At 44.4% G+C, this 22,390-nt stretch carries 23 protein-coding genes; 21 read left to right on the forward strand and 2 right to left on the reverse strand.

What is annotated here, in order from left to right; all coding sequences use genetic code 11:
* Positions 1-7: 7 nt before the first annotated feature.
* The 13 genes from BLV90_RS12560 (at position 8) to BLV90_RS12620 (ending at position 11,716) form a co-directional block, all read left to right on the forward strand.
* The gene (locus BLV90_RS12560; RefSeq protein ID WP_091741598.1) at positions 8-1,054 is read left to right on the forward strand and encodes a YkvI family membrane protein; all 1,047 of its coding nucleotides are present in this window, start codon (positions 8-10) and stop codon (positions 1,052-1,054) included.
* 141 nt (positions 1,055-1,195) lie between these two features.
* Positions 1,196-1,813: a lysophospholipid acyltransferase family protein gene (locus tag BLV90_RS12565; protein WP_091741601.1), complete on the forward strand. Its 618-nt coding sequence runs from the start codon at positions 1,196-1,198 to the stop codon at positions 1,811-1,813.
* Positions 1,814-1,865: 52 nt separating this feature from the next.
* Positions 1,866-2,072, forward strand: a complete 207-nt coding sequence (locus BLV90_RS12570) for a DUF951 domain-containing protein (protein ID WP_091741604.1) — start codon at positions 1,866-1,868, stop codon at positions 2,070-2,072.
* A 163-nt stretch (positions 2,073-2,235) separates the two neighbouring features.
* Entirely contained in the window at positions 2,236-3,339 is a 1,104-nt protein-coding gene (gene ychF / locus BLV90_RS12575; RefSeq protein ID WP_091741607.1) for a redox-regulated ATPase YchF, read from the forward strand.
* A 148-nt stretch (positions 3,340-3,487) separates the two neighbouring features.
* Entirely contained in the window at positions 3,488-3,781 is a 294-nt protein-coding gene (gene rpsF / locus BLV90_RS12580; protein WP_091741610.1) for a 30S ribosomal protein S6, read from the forward strand.
* Positions 3,782-3,874: 93 nt separating this feature from the next.
* Positions 3,875-4,348 carry a single-stranded DNA-binding protein gene (ssb, locus tag BLV90_RS12585; protein ID WP_091741613.1) on the forward strand — a complete coding sequence of 158 codons (474 nt, stop codon included), beginning with the start codon at positions 3,875-3,877 and terminating at the stop codon, positions 4,346-4,348.
* A 39-nt stretch (positions 4,349-4,387) separates the two neighbouring features.
* Entirely contained in the window at positions 4,388-4,615 is a 228-nt protein-coding gene (rpsR, locus tag BLV90_RS12590) for a 30S ribosomal protein S18 (RefSeq protein ID WP_091741616.1), read from the forward strand.
* Positions 4,616-4,760: 145 nt separating this feature from the next.
* Positions 4,761-5,072, forward strand: coding sequence for a MazG-like family protein (locus BLV90_RS12595; RefSeq protein WP_091741619.1), 312 nt, complete (start codon positions 4,761-4,763; stop codon positions 5,070-5,072).
* Between the two features lie 7 nt (positions 5,073-5,079).
* Entirely contained in the window at positions 5,080-5,994 is a 915-nt protein-coding gene (locus tag BLV90_RS12600; protein ID WP_177168049.1) for a DUF2232 domain-containing protein, read from the forward strand.
* Positions 5,995-6,091: 97 nt separating this feature from the next.
* Positions 6,092-8,050: a DHH family phosphoesterase gene (locus tag BLV90_RS12605; protein WP_091741625.1), complete on the forward strand. Its 1,959-nt coding sequence runs from the start codon at positions 6,092-6,094 to the stop codon at positions 8,048-8,050.
* Positions 8,047-8,496, forward strand: a complete 450-nt coding sequence (rplI, locus tag BLV90_RS12610; RefSeq protein ID WP_091741628.1) for a 50S ribosomal protein L9 — start codon at positions 8,047-8,049, stop codon at positions 8,494-8,496. The genes BLV90_RS12605 and rplI overlap by 4 nt, the downstream gene beginning before the upstream one ends.
* A gap of 74 nt (positions 8,497-8,570) precedes the next feature.
* The gene (gene dnaB / locus BLV90_RS12615; protein ID WP_091741632.1) at positions 8,571-9,923 is read left to right on the forward strand and encodes a replicative DNA helicase; all 1,353 of its coding nucleotides are present in this window, start codon (positions 8,571-8,573) and stop codon (positions 9,921-9,923) included.
* A 506-nt stretch (positions 9,924-10,429) separates the two neighbouring features.
* The gene (locus BLV90_RS12620; protein WP_091741634.1) at positions 10,430-11,716 is read left to right on the forward strand and encodes an adenylosuccinate synthase; all 1,287 of its coding nucleotides are present in this window, start codon (positions 10,430-10,432) and stop codon (positions 11,714-11,716) included.
* Between the two features lie 168 nt (positions 11,717-11,884).
* Here the strand turns inward: BLV90_RS12620 and rlmH are convergent, their stop codons facing one another.
* Positions 11,885-12,364 carry a 23S rRNA (pseudouridine(1915)-N(3))-methyltransferase RlmH gene (rlmH, locus tag BLV90_RS12625; RefSeq protein WP_091741637.1) on the reverse strand — a complete coding sequence of 160 codons (480 nt, stop codon included), beginning with the start codon at positions 12,362-12,364 and terminating at the stop codon, positions 11,885-11,887.
* A 38-nt stretch (positions 12,365-12,402) separates the two neighbouring features.
* Positions 12,403-12,603: a CxxH/CxxC protein gene (locus tag BLV90_RS12630; protein ID WP_091741641.1), complete on the reverse strand. Its 201-nt coding sequence runs from the start codon at positions 12,601-12,603 to the stop codon at positions 12,403-12,405.
* Between the two features lie 480 nt (positions 12,604-13,083).
* Here BLV90_RS12630 and BLV90_RS12635 point away from each other — a divergent pair, with 480 nt between their 5' ends.
* From BLV90_RS12635 to BLV90_RS12665, 8 genes are all read left to right on the forward strand, one after another.
* Positions 13,084-13,989, forward strand: a complete 906-nt coding sequence (locus tag BLV90_RS12635) for an ABC transporter ATP-binding protein (protein WP_342707326.1) — start codon at positions 13,084-13,086, stop codon at positions 13,987-13,989.
* Positions 13,986-14,696 carry an ABC transporter permease gene (locus BLV90_RS12640; protein ID WP_091741647.1) on the forward strand — a complete coding sequence of 237 codons (711 nt, stop codon included), beginning with the start codon at positions 13,986-13,988 and terminating at the stop codon, positions 14,694-14,696. The genes BLV90_RS12635 and BLV90_RS12640 overlap by 4 nt, the downstream gene beginning before the upstream one ends.
* A gap of 21 nt (positions 14,697-14,717) precedes the next feature.
* Positions 14,718-15,455: an ABC transporter permease gene (locus BLV90_RS12645; RefSeq protein WP_091741650.1), complete on the forward strand. Its 738-nt coding sequence runs from the start codon at positions 14,718-14,720 to the stop codon at positions 15,453-15,455.
* Positions 15,456-15,506: 51 nt separating this feature from the next.
* Positions 15,507-16,208 carry a winged helix-turn-helix domain-containing protein gene (locus BLV90_RS12650; RefSeq protein WP_091741653.1) on the forward strand — a complete coding sequence of 234 codons (702 nt, stop codon included), beginning with the start codon at positions 15,507-15,509 and terminating at the stop codon, positions 16,206-16,208.
* A 3-nt stretch (positions 16,209-16,211) separates the two neighbouring features.
* Positions 16,212-16,937, forward strand: coding sequence for a response regulator transcription factor (locus tag BLV90_RS12655; RefSeq protein ID WP_342707324.1), 726 nt, complete (start codon positions 16,212-16,214; stop codon positions 16,935-16,937).
* Entirely contained in the window at positions 16,934-18,688 is a 1,755-nt protein-coding gene (locus BLV90_RS12660) for a sensor histidine kinase (RefSeq protein WP_091741659.1), read from the forward strand. The genes BLV90_RS12655 and BLV90_RS12660 overlap by 4 nt, the downstream gene beginning before the upstream one ends.
* A 298-nt stretch (positions 18,689-18,986) precedes the next feature.
* Positions 18,987-19,112 carry a gallidermin/nisin family lantibiotic gene (locus BLV90_RS16000; RefSeq protein WP_143035056.1) on the forward strand — a complete coding sequence of 42 codons (126 nt, stop codon included), beginning with the start codon at positions 18,987-18,989 and terminating at the stop codon, positions 19,110-19,112.
* Between the two features lie 155 nt (positions 19,113-19,267).
* Entirely contained in the window at positions 19,268-22,378 is a 3,111-nt protein-coding gene (locus BLV90_RS12665) for a lantibiotic dehydratase (RefSeq protein ID WP_177168050.1), read from the forward strand.
* The last annotated feature ends 12 nt before the right edge of the window (positions 22,379-22,390 follow it).

Consider the following 22,390-nt stretch of genomic DNA (forward strand, 5'->3'; position numbering starts at 1 on the left):
GTCGGATATGCACTTCAACTTTTGGCAATCGGTGAAAATCAGCATGACTATTGTGGGGACGACGATCGGAGCGGGTTTTGCATCTGGACGGGAAATTTGGGAGTTTTTTGGGTCGTATGGCGAAGGAAGTGGAGGGAGTATCCTCCTTTCGACCCTCATCTTTTTTGCTGCGATTGTAATTATTCTTCAGATTAGTTGGAAGAATAAGACTAGCCATTATTCTGAGATCCTTGAAGTGGTTTTTCCAGCACGGATTGCCCGCTTCTTTGATGTGCTCGTGCTCATCTTTCTCCTCTCTAGTACCTTGGTCATGGTGGCTGGCAGTGGAGCTACTTTTCAACAATGGAGTGGTTCTTTTAATACAGGCGTACTGGTAATGGTTGGCGCTGTGTTACTGATTCTGTTTTTTGATGTAAGAGGTTTGATGTCGATGAATTTGGTGTTGATTCCTCTGATGACAGCGGTGCTTCTCTTTGTCTGTTTTCACTTTCTTCAAATTAGTGGGTGGAGTGCATCCTGGTCTGAGCCCACTCCTTCCTCTCTCCCAGTTTGGCCATCAGCGATTATCTATGCGGCCTTTAATATGTTATCGTTATTAGCGGTTTTATCTACGATTGGTGGACAGATTCGTCATCAAGGGGAGATTTGGTTGGCGGGTGGCATCAGTTGTACAGCATTAGGGTTGATTGCTTATTTGTATAATTATTCCCTTTTACGAGTGAAGGATTTAATTTCTCAATATGAAATTCCTTTGTTTGCATTGGTACGTGACTATTCGTCCATATGGGTATTTGCGATTACCTTGGTGTTATGGTTAGCGATTTATACAACCGCGGTAAGTAACATCCATGGCATTGCTTCCCGATTATCCGATTGGGTGAGGCTTCCCCACTGGCTAGTCGGAGGGACTGTTTTGATATTGTTACTTCCACTAACGCAATTGGGGTTTTCTACCCTAGTTACCTATCTTTATCCCCTTTATGGGGTTCTTAACTTATTCATCCTTACGATGCTCCTACTTTACCCCTTCTCAAATCAGAAGAAGGATCCATAACGAGATAAGAGAATGTGAAGAGGAAAGTTTTTAATGGAAAAATTGGATGGATTGGTCTTTTCATACCCTTTCCTTGCTGTTTCAATCTATAATTGAGAAGAAGGACATGGGCATGAGAGATAAGGATAGTGAGGTGATTGTATGTGGTATTCCTTAGTGAAACAATTGGTGGCTTTGGCTCTGCGTCTATATCACCGGGTGGAGGTAACGGGAGCCTCCAACATTCCGCAAACAGGGCCGATTGTTCTTGTTGGCAATCATGTTAGTTATCTAGATCCCTTTTATATTGGAGCCTCATTTCCCCGTCAAATACACTTTATGGCTAAGGAAGAATCCTTCAAGCATCCGATTTTAAAAAGAATCCTCCTTTCATTAGAGGCTTTCCCTATCCAGCGAGGGAAGATCGATCTTCGTTCGATCCGAAAGGCTTTTGTCTACCTCAAGGAAGGTCAGGTCGTGGGGATGTTTCCTGAAGGAGGCCGCAGGGACGAAAATCCGATGGAGGAGATCAAACAGGGAGCGGCCTATATTGCATTGAAGACAACGGCACACCTTTTACCGGTCTATATCGAGGGAACCTCTCAGGCCCTTCCCCGTGATGCCAAGTGGATTCGTCCGGCTCGAATCCAGATTCGATATGGGGAACCGATTACGGTGGACCCCTCAGGAGGACGTGGGGAACAAGAACGAATCAGCGGAGAATTATTAGAGGCTTTGCACCGATTATCTAAAAAGGGCAGTGGTCAGAGGGTTAGTTGAAATCCCATGATCCACTTTCTATAATGAAGGGAAGCGAGGCAGGTGAATGCCGATGGACCGTAAAAAGTTCCAACTGGGGGATGTCGTTGAGATGAAGAAGGGCCATCCCTGTGGAACCAACGCCTGGAAGGTGATTCGAATGGGCATGGATATCCGAATGAAGTGTACGGGTTGTGGCCATAGTGTGTTATTGCCCCGTACTCGGTTTGAGAAGCGTTTACGGAAAGTATTGATTCCTGCCGACCCCCCTGTTGAGTGAGAAATATTTCCCTGATACTGAAGGTGGAGGATCTAAGGCACCGTCGTATAGCGGTGCTTTCATTTGTGAAGATCGAGTGGGCTTTATTAGGTAGGCATGGATTAGCGAGAAGATAAAAGAGTCCTGTGATGATGGAAGTTTAACAATCGAGGAGATGACAACGATGGCACTTACGACTGGTATTGTCGGCCTGCCCAATGTTGGCAAGTCGACCCTTTTTAATGCAATTACTCGTGCTGGAGCCGAATCAGCAAACTACCCCTTCTGTACCATTGATCCTAATGTTGGTGTAGTTGATGTACGGGATGAGCGGATGGATAAATTAGCAGCAATGGTGAATCCCCAGCGCATTGTTCCTACTTCCTTTCAATTTACGGATATTGCTGGCCTAGTAAAGGGTGCAAGTAAAGGGGAGGGGCTAGGGAATCAGTTTCTTTCTCACATACGTGAAGTGGATGCAATCATCCATGTTGTTCGTTGCTTTGAAGATGAGAATATCGTTCATGTATCTGGTCAGGTGAATCCACTAGAGGATATGGAGACGATTAATTTGGAGCTGGTGCTCTCTGATTTAGAAACCGTAGAACGCCGTCTGGATCGGATTGCTCGGCAAAAGAAAAGTGGAGATAAGGATGCGGCAATTGAACATACCATTCTTGAGAAACTACAAGTTGCTCTTGCTGAGGGAAAGCCTGCTCGTTCGGTAGAATTGGTTGAGGACGAGCGGAAGCGGATTAACTCCCTCAATCTACTCACCCTGAAACGGATGCTCTATGCCGCCAATGTAGCTGAGGATGACGTGGCTGATGTCGATGATGTGAATCCTCATGTGGAAGCTTTAAAAAAACAAGCTCTCACTGAGGGGGCAGAAGTCGTTACGATAAGTGCACAGCTGGAAGCAGAGATCGCCGAATTGGAAGGGGAAGAACGAGAACTCTTTTTAGAAGAGCTGGGCTTGGAATCCTCTGGGCTTGATCGTTTAGTAGCGGCGGCCTACCGGCTCTTGGGACTTGCTACCTACTTTACTGCTGGTGAGAAGGAAGTTCGCGCCTGGACAATTAGACAAGGCATGCGGGCTCCCCAAGCAGCAGGAGTGATTCACTCTGATTTTGAGCGTGGCTTTATTCGTGCGGAGGTAGTGAGCTTTGAAGATTTGATGGCAGCAGGGTCGATGCCTGGAGCACGGGAGAAGGGTCACCTTCGTTCAGAAGGAAAAGAGTATGTCGTCCATGATGGTGATGTGGTTCATTTCCGGTTCAATGTGTGACGATCAATCGTCAATTCTTGTCAAATGCGGCTTGCTCTGATAAAATAAGACATCGTGAATAGGTTCTTAATCATGTAGGCATTTTTGCCTTGCTATTCACTCCTTGCCCATTTGAGGGCCGCTTAGTCCAAAAGGAGGTGGAAAACAAATGCACAAGTATGAGCTGATGTACATTGTCCGTCCGGAACTGGACGAAGAAAAGCTGAACGCTAACCGTGAAAAGGTACAAGACGTGATCACCCAGAACGAAGGGGAGACCGTTGAGCTAAAGCATTTCGGCAAACGCCGTCTCGCTTATGAAATCAATGACAATCGTGAAGGTATCTATACCGTCATTACGTTCAATGGTGTGGAAGCGACTGTGAACGAGCTTGATCGTTTGATCAAGCTGAATGATGACGTAGTCCGTCACATGGTTATTAACATTGACGATAAAAAATAAGGGCTTCGGAGAGAGAGTATCGGCCCAAAGGGACAGACAGTTCCCGCTGAACTGTTGAACTGACGGGCTGTAGCCCGAAAGGAGAGGTGCCCTATGTTGAATCGGGTCGTACTAATCGGTCGTCTGACGAAGGATCCGGAACTTCGGTACACTCCAAATGGAGTAGCGGTAGCTAGCTTCCGTTTGGCGGTGGATCGTCCTTTCACTAACCAGCAAGGTGAAAAGGAAGCTGACTTCATCGATATCGTTGCCTGGCGTCAGCTGGGTGAAACGGTCGCTAACTATATGAAAAAGGGTCGGCTAGTCGCTGTCGAAGGACGCTTACAAATTCGTAGTTATGAAAATCAGGAAGGTCGCCGGATACGAGTTTCGGAAGTAGTTGCGGATAATGTTCGCTTCTTGGAATCTCGTTCTCAAGTTGCCGCTGCTGATGCTGGCTCAAGTTATAGCCAGGACCACGGAAATAGTGGCGGTGGGAATTATGGAGGGGGTCGTAGCCCTTCCAATGATCCCTTTGCTGATGATGGAAAACCGATTGATATCTCCGATGACGACTTGCCCTTCTAATTATGGGTTGAATGATTCAAGTTGAGAGGAGGAAATCACATGGCACGCCGTCGTGGAAATAAACGCCGTAAGGTATGTTTCTTTACGGTTAACAAGATCCAGTATATCGATTATAAAGATATCGATTTGCTTCGGAAGTTTGTAAGTGAACGCGGCAAGATCCTGCCTCGCCGTGTAACGGGTACTTCTTCCAAGTATCAACGGCAATTGACCCGGGCAATTAAACGGGCACGGCAAATGGCACTTTTGCCCTACGCTACAGATTGATAAAAGAGAAGGGGTGTGGAAACGCCTCTTCTTTTTTGTATCATTACTTGTATCACAGAGCGAGAGAAGGGAAACTTGAAAAGGAGGAATCTGTCTTTCTTTTGTCGAACAAGCTCCCATAGCCTGACAAAGGAGTGCGGAGCCTATGAGTCGGCCAGAACGGAATGTCCACATTGCTAAAAGTGTAAAAGTGATTGAATGGCTTAAGACCGAAATGTTGGATCAGGTCTCTAATTTATATAAAGGGCTTCATCAAGCTAATCAGTCGTTAATTTCTGATAGTCTAGCAAGTCTTGTGGTCGTCGTTTATGTTTTGGCTCGGCGGGTGGGGGTATCCTATCGTGAGATCGATCAAAATGTTGCTCGAAAGCTACGTGAACATACAAGGGAAGGACACCAGTTAGAAGAGTGGTACGGAGATCTCTCCCAATTGGAAGAATACATCAACAAGAGGTGACTGGAGTTTGTCCCGATTTGCAGATGCACGGTATGGATTAATTACTTTTGGGATTTTTATTCTGTTGATAGTTAGTTTATTGACTCCTTTTTCGTTACTGACGATCTGGTTTTTGCCACTTCCTTTTTTCCTCCATGGTGCACGTTGGGGAGGAAGGTCGTTGATCTTCCCTGTGACGGTATCAGGATTGTTCATCTTGTTTCTTTTCCCCCATGCTCTGGTACTTTCCCTCTATGGGTTCTCAGTGGTGACGGGTAGTGTGATGGGGTTATTGTACCGTAGAGAGAATGTATCAGGAACGGATGTCGTATTAGGAGGCGTTATTGCTGCCTGGGTAAGCATGCTGTTGATCGTGATCGTGACAGCTTCTTTTACCGATCTTTTTTCTGAGTTAGCAGCTAACTGGGACAAACAGTGGCAACTAATGGAACAAAAGGTGAAGTCGCTCGGGACAGTAGAGAAACTACCTAATCCGCAAAATATGGGGAAAGTATTGCCAGGGATGCTTCTTTTGACGTTACTTCCCTTTCCCATCCTTAATTTTGTGTTGGGTCGCCGCTTCCTAAAACGCTCGGGACTGCCAAGAAAAGAGATGATTCCTTTTTACACATGGCGGTTACCACGTTCCTTTTTCTATTTTTATTTTGTATCGCTAGCGGGTTTATTGGTTACTTCTAGTGAAGCATCCGGATCCTTCGATCTTTTGTTTAGCAATGCGGTGGCTTTGTTATATGTCTTGTTTATGATTCAGGGTTGGTCATTCATTTCCTACATTCTCCATACACGAGGGAAAAGTAAAAAATGGATGATTCTCGTGGTAGTGATATCCCTGATGATTCCTCCTGCAACTGTGGTACTACATCTGTTAGGGGTTCTTGATACAGGGACTCAGATACGTCAACGGATAAAAGGGCGGGGCTAAGGGACTATCGCTATCAATTCCAGTGGAGCTGGGGTAAAATAGGCACATAAGCTCGGATTCCTGAGCAAGAGTGAATCCGGGGCGAGGGGTTGTCAACATGCCAAAGTTCATTATTAAGCGCTGGCACGGCTTCCACATGGTGTTTGCCATGGGTTTCATCTTGGTTCTCATAGCGCTTCTTTCTATATACCAATGGGAATACAGTTTATTTGGCTTGGCTATTTTTTTGGTTTCAGGTAGCCTCTTGTTTCAAGCAGAGAGGGCTTTTCGCAAAGAGTTTATTGACTATGTGCAGACCCTATCCCAGCGAGTTAAGGGTGCGAGTCAGGCAGCAGTGACTCACATGCCAGTGGGGATCCTCCTGTATAATCGAAAAGGTGAGATCGAATGGCATAACCCCTATGTGCGAGAGATGACGAATCGGGAAGGTATAGTTGGTTTACTAGTAAGCGAAGTTTTCCCCCGTCTCGCTAGCGAGGATACAGAACCAAAACGGATTCATTTTGACGATAGCACCTTTGAAGTGATTCACCACACGGATGAACGACTTTACTTTTTTCGGGATATTACAAAATTAGAGCGTTTAAAAGAACGACATGAAAATGAGCGAAACGTGATTGGTTTCCTTCATATGGATAACTTTGATGAAGCGGGAACAGGGCTGGATGAACAGGAACGGACCCTATTGATGACCAATGTGACCGCAGCGATCACTCGCTGGGCCCAGGAACATGACATCAGTATGCGCCGTTTTGATTCGGAGAAGTTTTTTATGGTGCTCCAACGGCGCTCCCTGGATAAGCTGATTAAAAGTCGTTTTGATATCCTTGATGTCGTTCGGGAGTTAACGCGGCAAAATAAAATTCCGATCACACTTTCCATCGGTCTAGCCGCGGCGGGTATCTCGATGGTGGATCAAACGCGTGCAGCGGAGGCGTCACTCGATATTGCCCTGGCAAGAGGAGGGGATCAGGCGGCGGTCCAAGATGGTGAGCGTGTGGTTTTCTTCGGTGGGAAAACCAATGCGGTAGAAAAACGGACACGGGTACGTGCACGGGTGATTTCCTATGCATTATCCAACCTGATCCGGGATAGTGAGCGGGTACTCATCATGGGTCATGAACGGCCGGATATGGACGCCTTAGGGGCCGCTATCGGTGTACTGAGGGCAGTGCAGAATGCGGATCGAGAGGGTCATATCGTACTGGCAGAATCAAACCCCTCTATCGATGGGCTGATGGATGCTGTTGAAAAAGACGAGCAATTGAGTGAATCCGTAGTGAATCCAGAACGGGCTTTACAATTGGTGAACTCAGGAACGCTATTAATTTTAGTCGATACCCATAAGCCTTCCCTTACTATTGAGCCAAAGCTAGTCGAAAAAGCGGATCGGGTCGTCGTGATCGATCACCATCGTCGGGGAGAAGAATTTGTAAAGGACCCGGTATTGGTATATCTGGAACCTTATGCCTCCTCAACAAGTGAATTGGTGACGGAGCTCCTTCAATATCAAGATGAGCGCTTAGAGATGGATACATTGGAGGCAACAGCACTCTTTGCTGGAATTGTGGTAGATACGAAGAGCTTTGCCTTCCGCTCAGGGTCGCGCACCTTCGAAGCGGCCTCCTTTCTCCGTCGTCATGGAGCCGATTTAGCCATGGTTCAAACCCTGTTAAAAGAGGACTTGGATCGTTTTGTGAAACGGGCTGAGATTGTCAAAAACACAGAAGTGGTATACGATAAAATTGCGATTACGGTCGGCGAAGAGAAGGAAGTATATGATCAATTGGTGATCGCCCAGGCGGCAGATACTCTGTTATCGATGAAGGGTATCAGTGCATCCTTTGTCATCGGTATGCGTAATGACGGGAAGACAGCGATTAGTGCACGCTCCCTTGGAGATATCAATGTTCAACTGATCATGGAAGAACTAGGTGGTGGAGGTCATCTTACCAATGCTGCCTGCCAATTTGAAGAATTTACACCAGCCGAGGTAAGGGATAGCCTACTTTCGGTTTTAAAAGAGACCTTTGAGGAAGGGGACGACACCGGATGAAGGTGATTTTCCAACAAGATGTCAAAGGACAAGGAAAAAAAGGGGAAGTAAAAGAAGTATCCGAAGGGTATGCGCGTAACTATCTGCTCCCTCGTAAATTAGTCGTGGAGGCCTCTGCAGGAAATATGAACTCCCTGAAGGAACAAAAACGACGGGATGAAGAGCGGAAAGTGGTGGAACTGGAACAAGCAAAGAAATTCGCTGAGCAATTAGCGAAATTGGATATTACCTTGCACTCGAAAGCGGGTGAAGGTGGGCGTCTCTTTGGATCGATCACATCCAAACAGATCAGCCAACACTTAAAAAGGGAGCAAGGAATCTCCTTGGACAAGAAGAAAATCGAGTTGGATGAACCGATTCGTAGCCTCGGTGTAACGAAGATCCCTGTGAAACTTCACCCGAAGGTAAAGACTACTCTTTCTGTTCAAGTACTGGAAGAGAAGTGATTCAATCGGTTTCTCTGGCGCTCCACAGGGAGTGGGGCGCTTTTTTGTTGCCGTAAGAAGGGAGGAGGAGAACAATGAGTGAGCTGTTTGCGGATCGAATGCCGCCACATAATCAAGAAGCGGAGCAGGCGGTGCTGGGTGCTGTCCTGATCGAACCTTCGGTGTTAGCCACCGTTACAGAACGAATACAACCTGAGGATTTATACCGGCAGGCCCACCAGCGCTTACTCCAAGTGATTATGGATTTGGCGGAACAGGGAGAACCCGTCGATCTTGTGACGCTCACCTCAGAATTATCCGACCGGAAACTACTGGACGAAGTCGGAGGCGTTTCTTATCTGACCGAGCTGGTGCAAACCGTTCCTACGGCGGCCAATGTAGAGTACTATGCACGGATTGTGGAGGAGAAGGCGGTTCTTCGCAGGCTTATCCGTACAGCGACCGAAATCGCTACTTCAGGATACTCGGGTGGGGAAGAGATCTCTTCTGTGATCGATACCGCTGAGAAAAAGATCCTGGAGATTTCCCAGCGGCGGATGCGCCGGGATGGATTCCTACCCATTCGGGATGTATTGATGGATACCTATGAGCGGATCGAAAGCCTTCACTATAACCAGGGTCAACTGACTGGGGTTCCTTCAGGGTATACGGACCTTGATCGGATGACCTCAGGCTTCCAAAATTCAGATCTCATCATCCTTGCCGCTCGGCCCGCAATGGGGAAAACCGCCTTCGCCCTCAATGTGGCGCAAAATGTGGCTGTAAGAAGTGGGAAACCCGTCGCTATCTTTAACTTGGAGATGTCAGCCCCTCAGTTGGTACAACGGATGCTTGCCTGTGAAGGCAATATTGATGCCCAGGTCTTTCGTACCGGCCAACTGAAGGAAGAAGACTGGGAAAAGCTAACCATGGCGATCAGTAGCCTTGCGGAAGCCCCGATCTTTATCGATGATACCCCAGGGATCAATGTCTTTGACATCCGGGCGAAGTTACGTCGCCTCCAGGCGGAACATGGTTTAGGGATGGTGATGATCGACTATCTCCAGTTGATTGAAGGACGAGGAAAAGATAGCCGCCAACAGGAGATTTCTGAGATTTCCCGTTCTCTGAAACTATTGGCACGGGAGTTAAACTGTCCAGTCATCGCGTTATCCCAGCTTTCTCGTGCGGTAGAGCAAAGACAGGATAAGCGTCCGATGTTATCGGACTTGCGGGAATCCGGCTCGATTGAGCAAGATGCAGATATTGTATCTTTTCTTTATCGGGATGACTATTACAACGAGGAGTCAGAGAAGAAGAATATTACAGAAGTGATTCTAGCCAAACACCGGAACGGTCCGGTAGGTAAAGTAGAACTACTCTTCCTGAAAAACTACAATAAATTCCTCAGCCTGGACTTGCGTCATGGTCAGGCAATGGGTGGATAATCAGTGCGAAACCTCCTTACTTAATCGACAGCTCTGGAGTCTGTGGATGAGTAAGGAGGTTTTATGTAGTCATTTGTTTGCAAGGGTTAATATAAACAGCTGGGTGGTTACCCAACTGTCGAAGCATCACAATGTTGGCTTAGGCCGGTCGCATATGAATGACTAACGCTCCCCAACTAATCTAGGCCGTATCATTTTACGCTAGACCAAGGGTTTGCTAAATATGGACATTCGTTCTGCAACGAATTTCCATATTTTTATGGAGGGACAAAAGGCCTAAGCAGGGTAAATCCTGCGGGAGCCTTTGCATACGCTAGATTATAAGGGAAAAGTTTAATTTAATTAGGCAATACTAGAGGAGCGAAAAGGAGATACATATAAATCCGAACAATAAAAAGATAGATTGATTTTATCGTTCGGATTTTTCGTTGACATCTCCCTCTTTCCCCGTTAGACTGTAAAAGGATGAATGACCGCGAACACCTGCCGCGAAGGAGGAATGAAGGATGTCGACAGTCGTCGTTGTCGGAACTCAGTGGGGCGATGAGGGTAAAGGGAAAATTACGGATTATTTGGCGGAGAAAGCGGAGGTTGTTTCTCGCTACCAAGGGGGAAATAACGCAGGACACACCATTGAATTTGGTGGAAAGCGATATAAGCTTCATCTCATTCCCTCAGGAATCTTCTATCTGGAGAAGGTTTGTGTTTTGGGGAACGGGATGGTGCTCCATCCAGAAGCGATGCTGGAGGAGCTGGAGTATCTACGGACGCATGGATTCTCCAGCCAAAACCTGCGCATCTCCGACCGAGCCCATGTGATCATGCCCTACCATATTCGTTTGGATAAGGCAGAGGAGAACCGCAAAGGAAAATCCAAGATCGGGACGACAGGCAAAGGAATCGGTCCTGCTTATATGGATAAAGCAGCTCGTACCGGCATTCGTATCTCTGATCTGTTGGATCGGGATCTCTTTGCAAAGAAGCTACAGAAAACCATCGAAGAGAAGAATCGGATACTGGAGAAGCTGTATGATACCAAGGGTTTTACCTTCGAGGAGATCTATGAACCTTATGTAGAGGCAGCGGATCAGCTTCGACCCTATGTGACGGATACCTCAGTAGTGCTAAATGATGCTATCGATCAGGGACAGCGCGTTCTCTTTGAAGGGGCCCAGGGTGTGATGCTGGATATTGATCAAGGGACCTATCCTTTTGTTACCTCATCCAACCCGGTTGCGGGTGGGGTCTGTATCGGCTCTGGCGTTGGTCCCACGAAGATCCACCAGGTGATTGGTGTAGCCAAGGCATACACGACACGAGTAGGGGATGGCCCCTTCCCAACGGAATTGAAAGATGAAGTGGGTAAGAAAATCCGTGAAGTGGGTCGAGAGTATGGGACGACCACGGGCCGCCCTCGCCGTGTGGGCTGGTTTGATAGTGTCGTCGTTCGCCATGCTCGTCGAGTGAGCGGAATCACGGGTCTTTCCCTTAATTCCATCGATGTGTTGACGGGACTCGATACGGTGAAGATCTGTACGGCTTATCGATATCGCGGACGGGTGTTGGAAAACTATCCTGCTAACTTGGATGTATTATCTGAGTGCGAGCCGGTATTTGAAGAGCTACCAGGTTGGCAGGAGGATATTACAGGGGTACGTAACCTATCCGATCTGCCAATGGCCGCCCAGCATTACGTAGAGCGGATCACCCACTTGACAGGGATTCCTCTGACGATCTTCTCTGTAGGCCCTGGAAGGGAACAGACGATTCAAGTCCGCCCTGCATACGCTTAATAGATAAAAAGCACGCACGCCATAAAAAGCTGGAATCGAAAGGACGTTAGTGTCCGATCGTTTCCAGCTTTTTTATGAAGTAGTATGAGGGGCTTTCTACCAAAATAAATGGATAGAAAACCCCTAATGATGACAAGTATAAAAAGTCACGTTTCTAAAGTATGTACATCACTTGTGATACGTTTCTCCCCGATTAATCTTAAAGGAGCGATACACTTGCTCTAAGAGAAGCATACGCATCAACTGATGGGGAAAGGTCATTTTGGAAAAAGAAAGTGAATAATCGGCTCGCTGTAATACAGCTTTAGAGAGCCCATAGGAGCCACCGATGATAAAGGCGACTTTACTTCGTCCATAGGTGGCTAATTGGTTTAAGTGATTGGCTAGGGTCTCTGAAGAGAAAGCGACTCCCTGGATGGCAAGGGCCATCGCATAGGTATCTGAAGAGAGTGCACGGAGAATTCGCTCCCCTTCTTTGGTGACGAGTTGCTCGATCTCAGCAGGGGATAGGGGTTCCTGTCCTTTCTCTTCTGTGATCTCCGTCACTTCTACTTTTGCGTAGGGGGTGATGCGCTGAATGTAATCCTCTACGCCCATCCGCAAATACTTCTCCTTTATTTTGCCGACGGTGATCAATTGAATCCTCATTCGATCCCTCCAACGGTGGTGTTCGATACCCCATCCCCTTACGGGTTACTAGGGTGAGCAGAAAGACGATAGGCAGGTGTTCCCCCGCACCAGTGGCAGGTTGCAGTCTTTGCTTCATCTGGCTCACATGGGTTAAGGTCAGGAGCAATTTCTACTTCGTCAACAAGCTGGTCGAGAACAACTTCGACATGCTCATCACAAGCATACCATTTTATATAAATTTGATCGGTACCTGCCATGTAACGTCCTCCAATAAAGTCATTCCTTTAAGTTTAGCATGAAGTGAGAGGGGATGCACCTACTGAGCTACAGAGCAGGTGAAAGAGGATTACCTTATGTTTTGTACCTGGGTTGTTAAAGGTTGTGGTTAGCCACAACCTTTTTATTTGACCAAACAGATTTAGTAAAAAGAGGTCAGGTGTAGTGGCCAGTTCTTTTTATCATTCTCTTTAATGGCAAGCTCTTGTGCACAATCCTCCATACATCCTGAATGATGGATATTAAACGTACCGTATGTTCATTATGTTTTCTTCTGATAATCTTGTGAGTTTGTGAGCTAAAGATTCTAAGCGAAAATGTCGGCTATACATTATCATATTCACACTCGCTGATTGCAGTTAAATTTTAGGTAGATTTAAGGTGGATCTTGGATGGATTTATGAGGGGTCCGATATGATATTCCCTGTAAACCACGATAGGGAGTGAAATCGGTGACTGAGATGATTATCCAGACAGAGCGCTTAACAAAAAAATATGGCGGCCACGCCTCTGTGAACAATGTAAACCTTCAGGTTGCCAAGGGTGAAGTATATGGATTTCTAGGGCCAAACGGTGCTGGTAAAACAACGACGATCAAGATGCTATTGGGATTGGCCAAACCGACCAAGGGATCGGTCACGATCTTTGGCAGAGATATCCAAGAGGATCGAAAAAACATTTTACGACAGGTTGGCTCCCTCGTGGAATCTCCAACTTATTATGGTCATCTATCTGGCCGTGACAACCTGAAAGTGATCGCCCAGGTACTCGGTCTACCGAAAAAAAATATTGAAGAGGCTCTTCAAATGGTCCGTTTAACTAAGGATGCGGATCGCTTAGTGAAGGGTTATTCACTAGGAATGAAACAACGACTGGGTATCGCTGTTGCTTTACTTGCAAAACCACAATTACTCATCCTGGATGAGCCAACCAATGGTCTGGATCCTGCGGGCATTCGCGAAATACGAGAATTGATTAGTCGATTGCCCGAGGAACAAGGGGTTACCATATTAATTTCTAGCCACTTACTCTCGGAGATCGAACAGGTAGCAACCTCGGTGGGAATCATCTTTCGTGGGCAATTGATTTTCCAAGATTCCCTTGAGGTGTTAAAACAACGAGCCAAAGGGAGAATTGAGTTAGAAGTAAGCCGGCCTACTGAAGCAAAGAATTACCTTGAAAGTTTGGGATGGCAACCCTTTATCGACGAAGAGCGCGTCTGTTTTACTCCGATGGCCCGGGAGAAAGTAGCTGATGTAGTAGAAAATTTAGTGCGAGGGGACTTTTCGGTATATGGGATGAACAAAATTAGTCAATCCCTTGAAAATATCTTTATCGAATTAACTGGAAAGGAGCAGAGTTTATGATGGGGTTGCTTTTGTCCGATGCACGAAAAATAAAAGGGACATGGATTCCCTGGTTATTGCTCGTTGCTCCCATCGGATTTAGTTTGCTACAAGTTGTGAACTATATGACACGCCCAGAAATACTAAAACCCCTTGGTTGGGTAGGTCTGATGGCTCAGGCCAATTACTTCTGGCCTGTTGTGTTGATCCTAGGATTTGCGATTGCGACATCGATGGTAGCCGGGATGGAACATGATGCAAGTTCATGGAAGGTGATATTTTCCCTCCCGATTAACAAGTTTTCTACCTATGTAAGTAAGTTCTTCTTGCTACTGATCTACATTATTGGATTTGTTTTTCTCACTTTGATTGGGTTGCTTCTTGTGGGACTCCTCTTTTCCTTAGGTCCTATTAAATGGTCACTGGTTCTCGAGCAACTTTTCTATCCATGCTTAGCAGGTATTCCTGTGCTCGCTCTTCAACTATGGATTTCCATGATTTTTCATAACCAAGCCCTATCGATTACCGTCGGGATCATTGGTGCGATGCTATGTTTGTTTCTCGCCTATTCTTCAGTGAAGCTCTTTAATATTCTCCCCTGGGCCTATATTCCCTTGGCTTCCCCTTTAAATAAAGGTGAATATATGCAATGGCCTTTATTTGGAGTAATTATTGGTGTTTTTCTACTAATAATTGGAGGAATCCACTTTTCAAAAAGAGAATTATAATAAGGAAGAAGTGAGTGAAAAATGGAAAGCTTAGTATCTCTTCGATACTTGCGTTCGGAATTTTATAAAATTCGTTGGTCCATGATTATCGGTATCTTGCTCCTTGGGCCAGCGATTTCATTATGGATAGGTTTTGGCAATCCAACAGAAATGAGCGAGGGTGCTAATGATTGGCTATGGTTTTTTAGTTTGACAGTGCACAAGTATACGATGTTTTTCTACCCACTGATTGTAGGGGTGTTTGCTGCCTTTGTTTGTCGTTATGAGCATTTGGCAAATGGGTGGAAGCAAATCTTTTGTTTACCCGTATCACGCTTTCAGATTTATAGTAGCAAATTCCTCTTAGTTTCCTTACTCACTTTACTGACGCAACTATGCCTATTGAGTGGGTTTCTTATCGTTGGGACGATTTATGGTTTGAATGACCCGCTGCCCTGGAGCATTCTAATTACAAAAGTGATCAAGGGGTGGCTTGCTTCATTGCCTTTGATGGCATTAATGCTAGGGTGTTCGTTACTATGGAAAAACTTTGCTACTCCATTAACATTAAACGTGGTGTTTATTCTTCCTTCTATGATCATGACAGGTTCAGGTCTTTTAGGGTCCTGGTATCCATGGTCACAACCCTTCCTGGCCATGATGCCTAAGCATGAGTGGGTAACCAGTATTAATCCATTTATGCTTTTTATGGGGATTTTAAGTACGTTCATCCTCTTCGTTGTTTCTACAAGTACGATCTTTATCAAGCGCGATTATTAAATATTGGATTGAGTAGCTCTTCTAGCTATAAAAATATAGTGGGGGGTTATTATGAAATCCGTTCTATTAATTTCGGACAATCCAATCATGGTGAAGTTAGTTATCGAAAACACCATGAAAAGTGATATTAAAATCGACTTACAATCGCCTGGTACACTAACCCCTGACTTTTTGCAAGAGAATAATCCGTATTCTGCGGTTTTGATAGATACCAGTAGTAGGGATACTAGTTTCCTTTTGGCGCTTATTCCTCTTTCACAAAAATATGGCGTTCCTATTATCTTATTAAATGGAGGGCAAGATCACACCGACGTTGTAAGCGAATTGATCAAAGACTTGTATCGAGGATCCGTGATATCCACAGCCCCAATAGATAATGAGCAAGAGAAGATACCAATCAATCGCAATGTCATATTTGACTTAAAAAACCATATCATTATCAATCGCGATGTAGAGATTTCACTTCCGAATATCGAATATCGATTGCTAAAAACCTTATGTGAGCGATCACCGGACTATTTAAGTACAGAGGAGCTCCTGGATGTGGTGTGGGGCGAGGATAAGTTTGTTAATGTGGATACGGTCTATGTGCATATTCGTCGCCTACGGAAAAAGATCGAAGCAAATCCGGGAAATCCAAAAAATTTGATCAATCAAAAAGGAGTAGGGTACCGAATCCACAGTCTTTTTGATCCAGGAGAATATAGTATGTATGATCTGGAGAAGTCTGTCGCGGTGAATGGTCTCAATTAGGGGATGATCTTGTTGGATCACACGAATCTATTGCTTGTCGATGATGAGCCGGAAATATTGCAGCTCCTGACGAAAACATTGCATTCAGAGGGTTTTCAGCGAATTTTTACGGCTGGGACAGGGCATGAGGCTATTCAGATATGTGCAAAGCATCAACCGGATGTGATTCTTTTAGATGTGATGTTACCAGACATGGAAGGGTATGAAGTTTGTAAAAAACTACGAGAAATTACCCACTCTCCGATTTTCTTCCTCACTGCTCGCACAACGGATTTGGATAAGCTGATGGGATATAACATGGGAGCAGATGATTATATCGAAAAGCCTTTTAATCCGCTCATTATTGTGGCTAAAATCAAAGCACAATTAAAACGAGATCAACTTTCCCAAACGGCGGAGGATATTTTCCCTCAACCCTATGATTTTGGTGATTTTAAGTTGGTTGAAAATACAGGCCAATTGTTTGTAAAGGGTGAGGAGATATCGTGTACTGCCAAGGAATTTAAGCTGCTGGCTTTTCTATGTAAACATCCTCACCAAATCTTTAGCATGGGCCAGTTATATCGACAGGTATGGGGGGAAGAAAGTTTTGGCTACGAAAATACCGTGATGGTTCACATTGGTAAGATCAGAAAAAAAATCGAGCCGGATGTTAGAAAGCCCAAATATATCGTCACCATCCGTGGTTTGGGCTATAAATTCATCGGCAATCTGGTAGGGTCCCAATGAAACTAGAAAACCGTTTAATGGTAAAGTTTTTAACTGGTGTAGTTACTCTTTCTTTAATATTAATCGGGCTATTTCTCTTCTTTTATTATGGTGCGGGGATGTTAAAGGGAGGTAAGCAACAACCTTCCAATGATCCAGAAGCAGTGATGGGGAGAATGGCATCAGAAGCAACTGTAAGCAACGACGGCCGTGTAGAAATAAGCTCTAAAATGAAAGAGCAATTATCTCGCAATCAGGAATGGACACAGGTATTAAATGGTCGTGGTCAAGAAGTAATGCGATACCGTGCACCTAAAAATGTACCAGTGAACTACTCCCCAAGTGATTTGGTGCAATTGAAAAAAGAGATGCGTCGGAAGGGCTATAATATCCATGTATGGAATAAAAACCACGAAAAAGAAGAGTATACGTGGATATTGGGCAGAAAAAATAACTATGTTCTTCTCCGAACCCTAAAGGATGCGACCCAATGGAAGGATGGAAAAATTTATGTTCCTACTTCTTTATTAAGACAAGTCCATAAGCAACGTGGATGGGTTCAAATTCTAGACGAAAAGGGACGGGAGATTTACGAATTTGAAAGACCAAAGGATACAGTGAAGAATTATACACCAGGTAAGTTTGTTTATATGGATAGCTCTTCCCTAATCTATTTGACTGGCAAATTAAATGGTAAGCCCGTAACCTGGGTATATAATCATGCTTCTGAGGTGAATGATCAGGAAAAAAAGACCAACCTGACGATTGCGGCTTTATTTTTTACTTCTATCATTGCTTCCTTATGTGTGTTTGTTTTTTTTGCTTATCGATTTGGTAGAAAGTTAGGTGAGCCTCTCCTATTGATCTTGAGGTGGATACAAGATTTATCCAGGGGAGATTATCGAGGCTGTATTCGAGCCAAGTACGTGAGGGATCCGCAAACGGGTCAGTTAAAAAAACGATTTCGCATTTATCAGGAAGTGATGGAAGCATTGGAGAAATTAAGTGTTCAGTTGAATGAGGTAGAAGAGAAACGAAGTAGACTGGATCAATCCAGGGATGAGTGGTTAGCAGGTGTCTCTCACGATCTTAAAACCCCCTTATCGACGATAAAAGGGTATGCAGACCTCTATGCTCACCGGGAATATCGTTGGTCAACGGCGGAAATGGAGCATTATTTAGAGCTGGTTATCCAAAAAACAGAGTATATTCAGCACCTGATTGAGGATATGAATATCACATTTCAGATGAAGAATGAAGCTTTATCGCTCAATCGGGAGAGAGGAGACATGAAAGAAACCCTACGCATGATTGTTGCTGAAGTTCTAAGTGAAGCGGATGTAGAGGAATCTCATATTCGGCTGGAATTACCTAAGGATACCCATGTGATGGCATCGGTTGATCCCAAATGGTTTAAGCGAGCAGTGATTAATATCCTGACGAATGCATTTGTTCATAATCCACCAGATACAGAAGTGATTGTGGAGCTAAAGGTTGAAACAAATGTAGCCCCTTCTTCAGTTGATCCAGGGCTAAGGATATCGATCAGGGATGATGGGGTGGGCATGGATGCAAAGACGGTATCTACACTCTTTCAGCGCTATTATCGTGGTCGTAGTTCGATAAATTCCAGCTATGGAACGGGTTTGGGTATGGCGATTGCTAAGAAACTGATTGAACTGCATGATGGTGAAATCTCCGTGAGGAGCCATTTGAATAAGGGGACAGAGATGACCATTGAACTTCCCTCACGAGAGATCCCGGCTTCCTGATGGATTACTTAACCTTGTGTTGTTGAAAACAGCAGACCTACCTGATAAGGGATAATCTGTTGTTTTTTTATTTTATAAAAAACGTACTTATTTTATAGGAATAATCATGATTAATTTTTATGGTTTATAAGATCTTATATGATAATATATGGAAAAAATATATATAATATCATTAAATCTTACATATAATTCAGGTAAAATTAAGGGTCAATTCAGGTAAAAGGGAATAATTACACTATAATAGAAAATGCATTAACGTTAATGTGATTAAAAATTATTTAAAGGAGTGATTTGTAACATGGCTAACCCATTTGATCTTGATCTTCAAAGCGTAGAAGTGAAACAGGGTGATGTGCAAGCTGGATCTGGTTTGATCTGTACTCCTGGTTGTGACGAAGGAACATTTGAAAGCTGGTGCTGTTAAGCTCATAAAGCAGTAAGAGGTATGAAGGGGGAGCATTCCCCCTTCATACCTTTATATTAATATTACAACATTCATCAGTAGTGTTGATTACCCAGAAACCGAGGAGATATCTTCTGGGCAATCAACACTACTGATCATGAATGGAGGTCCTCGGCATGTATGAACCGATTAATGCATGGATGCTTCGTACTCCAACGTGGCCAATCGAAAAATTTAACGCATTAACTACCGATAAAACCATGCCGTTCCAACAACTTTTGTTAAAAACAATGGATAAGACATTTATAGAGAGTATTGCGATTGCTAGTCCATCACTATATGAAGATCTTTCGCAATTAGAAGGAGATAGTCATCAACGAAAAACAAAACAAGTGGTCGCCAGTGTTTTGAAATATGCTACAAGAATGAGTACTCGGCCAACACCTTTTGGTTTATTTGCAGGGGTAACGGTTGGTGAGCTTAGCGAAGGAACAACGATTTCATTGCAGTCCTCAGAGAATCATATCAAAAGGGCACGACCGGATATGGAATGGTTATTAACACTGATCGAAAAATTAGAGGAAGATATCGAAGGGATTCAACAGATAAAGGTTTATAAAAATCAATTGGTCACAAAGTCAGGTGGACGGTTGTATCTACCCTATCAAACAGGTTATGGAAGACAGACAAATATTACATCAAAAAAAGAACGAGTTTCTATTCAATTAAATGAAGCAGCGTTGCAAGTTTTAAAAGCAAGTAGAGAGCCGATTGTTCTGTCTGAATTAATCGCGCGGATTTCTTCCTACTACTCCAATTTTGATCCGGTTCAAATTAGAACGTACATCCTCCAACTATTAAAGCAGGAATTTCTCATCAGTGAATTGCGCCCTCCGCTCACAATCAGCAATCCTTTTCACTACATCATCAATCAGATCAAAGATATTCCCCGGTATCACGATGTGTACCTTCAATTAGTAGAAATCGATCAGCTACTTGAAGATTTCAATGCTTCTCCAATGGGTGAAGGGATTGAGATTTACCTTGATGTGATTCAGAAAATGAAGAGCATCAATGAAACAAAAGCGTATCTCCAAGTGGATCTAGGATTGAAAAATAGAGAATTGACATTGAATCAAGCTGTTGCTGATGAAGCTGCCAAGGCGGCAACGATTCTTTGGCGAATTTCTCAGACAGAGAAAGGTTTACCCCATTTAAAGAAGTATCGGGATCGTTTTTTAGATCGTTATGGACGTGATCGTGAAGTTCCCATCTTGGAGCTTTTGAGCGAAGAAAGTGGGTTGGGAAGTCCTGAGGAGTATTATCCTGATGCACCTTCAACCATAAGTGAACCACGTAATAGTGAAAGAGAACAACGTTTGCTAGAGATGATGCAGACGGCACTTCTTAACCGACAGTATGTCGTCCAATTAGATGCAAAGGCATTGAAGGACATAATCCCTCCCTCGGTTGATGACCGTGATGCTCCATCCACGGTGGAGCTATATACAGAAGTTCTAGCCAAAAGTGCAAAGGCAGTAGATGATGGTGAGTTTACGCTTGTGATCGCTCCAAATCCAGGATCTGGCTCTGCTGGACAGACCTTTGGTAGGTTTTTTGACGTTCTGGATCCCTTTACAAAAAATAAATTACAGGCGGCTCATAAGGAGATAAACGATGCTCAACCCGATGTGATTACAGCAGACTGTGTCTACTTTCCCACTCGGGGTAGGGCGGCCAATGTCTCCCTAGCACCTGGTTTACAAGAATACGAGCTAGTGCTTGGCACCAATTACGCTAGTGATAAAAAGAAACTATTTTTAGAGGATATTGTCGTAGGAGCAACATTGGAACGCCTTTATTTTAAGTCTGTTTCATTGGGCAAGGAAGTTACTTTTACGGCCAATAATATGTTGAATTTTCAATCGTCCCCTGGTGTCTACCGTTTTTTGCGGGAAGTTTCCTTAGAGAATGTTCGAATTTGGCACTCCTATGAATGGGGAACATTAAGAGATTCTCCATTTTTACCTCGAGTACAGGTAGATAAAACGATTTTGTCTCCAGCAAAATGGAAGTTATCGATGGGACAACTTGAACTTAAGAAGGAGGCATCGGTAGAGGAGTGGAATACCGCCTTTGATCACTGGCTGAAAAAGTGGATGGTCCCACGGTTTGTCTATATGGGGGCTACGGACCAACGTCTCCTTTTGGATCTAGAACACCCAGCCCATCGGAAAGAGATCATAAAAGCAGTGGAGAATAAAGGAAGGGTTCATTTATCAGAATCCTTTTATCAGCAGAATAACGATTGGATTGTTGATGCGGATCATCACCATTATATTGGTGAATTTGTTTTCCCGCTCAAAAAGAGAGAAGCTCTACCTCACCCATCCCCTGTTACTCCTGTGATGAAGAAGCTGGCTAGCAATAGTCGCATCAAACTTCCAGGGAGTGATTGTTTATATATCAAAGTCTATATGGCAAAGAGTAGGCAAAACGATTTTATCTCTAGGCCACTTTCTCATTTTGTGAAGAATGCACGTGAGGAGGGCTTAGTTCAGCGATGGTTTTTCATGCGGTATGGAGATCCAGATAATCATTTACGGATACGGTTTTTTGGGGAACCAGAGAGGCTTATAGCCAGTTTGATTCCGACCATTCATACATGGGCGGAAAGACTTGTAGAAGAGGGGCTTATCCAAAAGTTGACCATCGATGCTTATGATCCCGAATTTGAACGATATGGCGGCCCGCAACTGATCCACCATGCTGAGCGTGTTTTTGAAGCGGATAGTGACTTGGTAGCCTATCTAGTCAATCAAATTCGCTTTGGAAAAATTGAGTTTCCAGAGGAGTTTGTTGCAAGCATGAATATGCTGGACTTCATGGAGCAGTATGGTCTTAATTTTGAAGACCGGCTCTTGTGGCTCGATCAAATGGTTCAGCCTGATGAACACCGAAAAGAATTTCAGTTATGGCGAAGAGCGATTGTTGAGTGTACATTGCATAATCCTGTGTGGGCTCAATTACTTGGGGTGGACCAAGAGATAATAAAGGGTTTGGCAGATAAGCGGAATCAAGGCATCACTGAATTTAAGAGTCAAATGGAGAGAATACAGGAGCAGAATCTCCTTTGGAATCATCCCCATAAAATCTTAGGAAGTATGCTTCACATGACCTGTAATCGATTAATGGGGGATAACAGCAAAGAAATGAAGGCGAGGGCGTTTGCAAGGCATGCTCTATACAGTCAGCAATACTTACGGAAGCAGTTGGTTAGTACGTAGTTGGAAGGAGGA

Origin of the sequence: Marininema mesophilum (assembly GCF_900106775.1) — a bacterium.
Taxonomy (GTDB): domain Bacteria; phylum Bacillota; class Bacilli; order Thermoactinomycetales; family DSM-45169; genus Marininema; species Marininema mesophilum.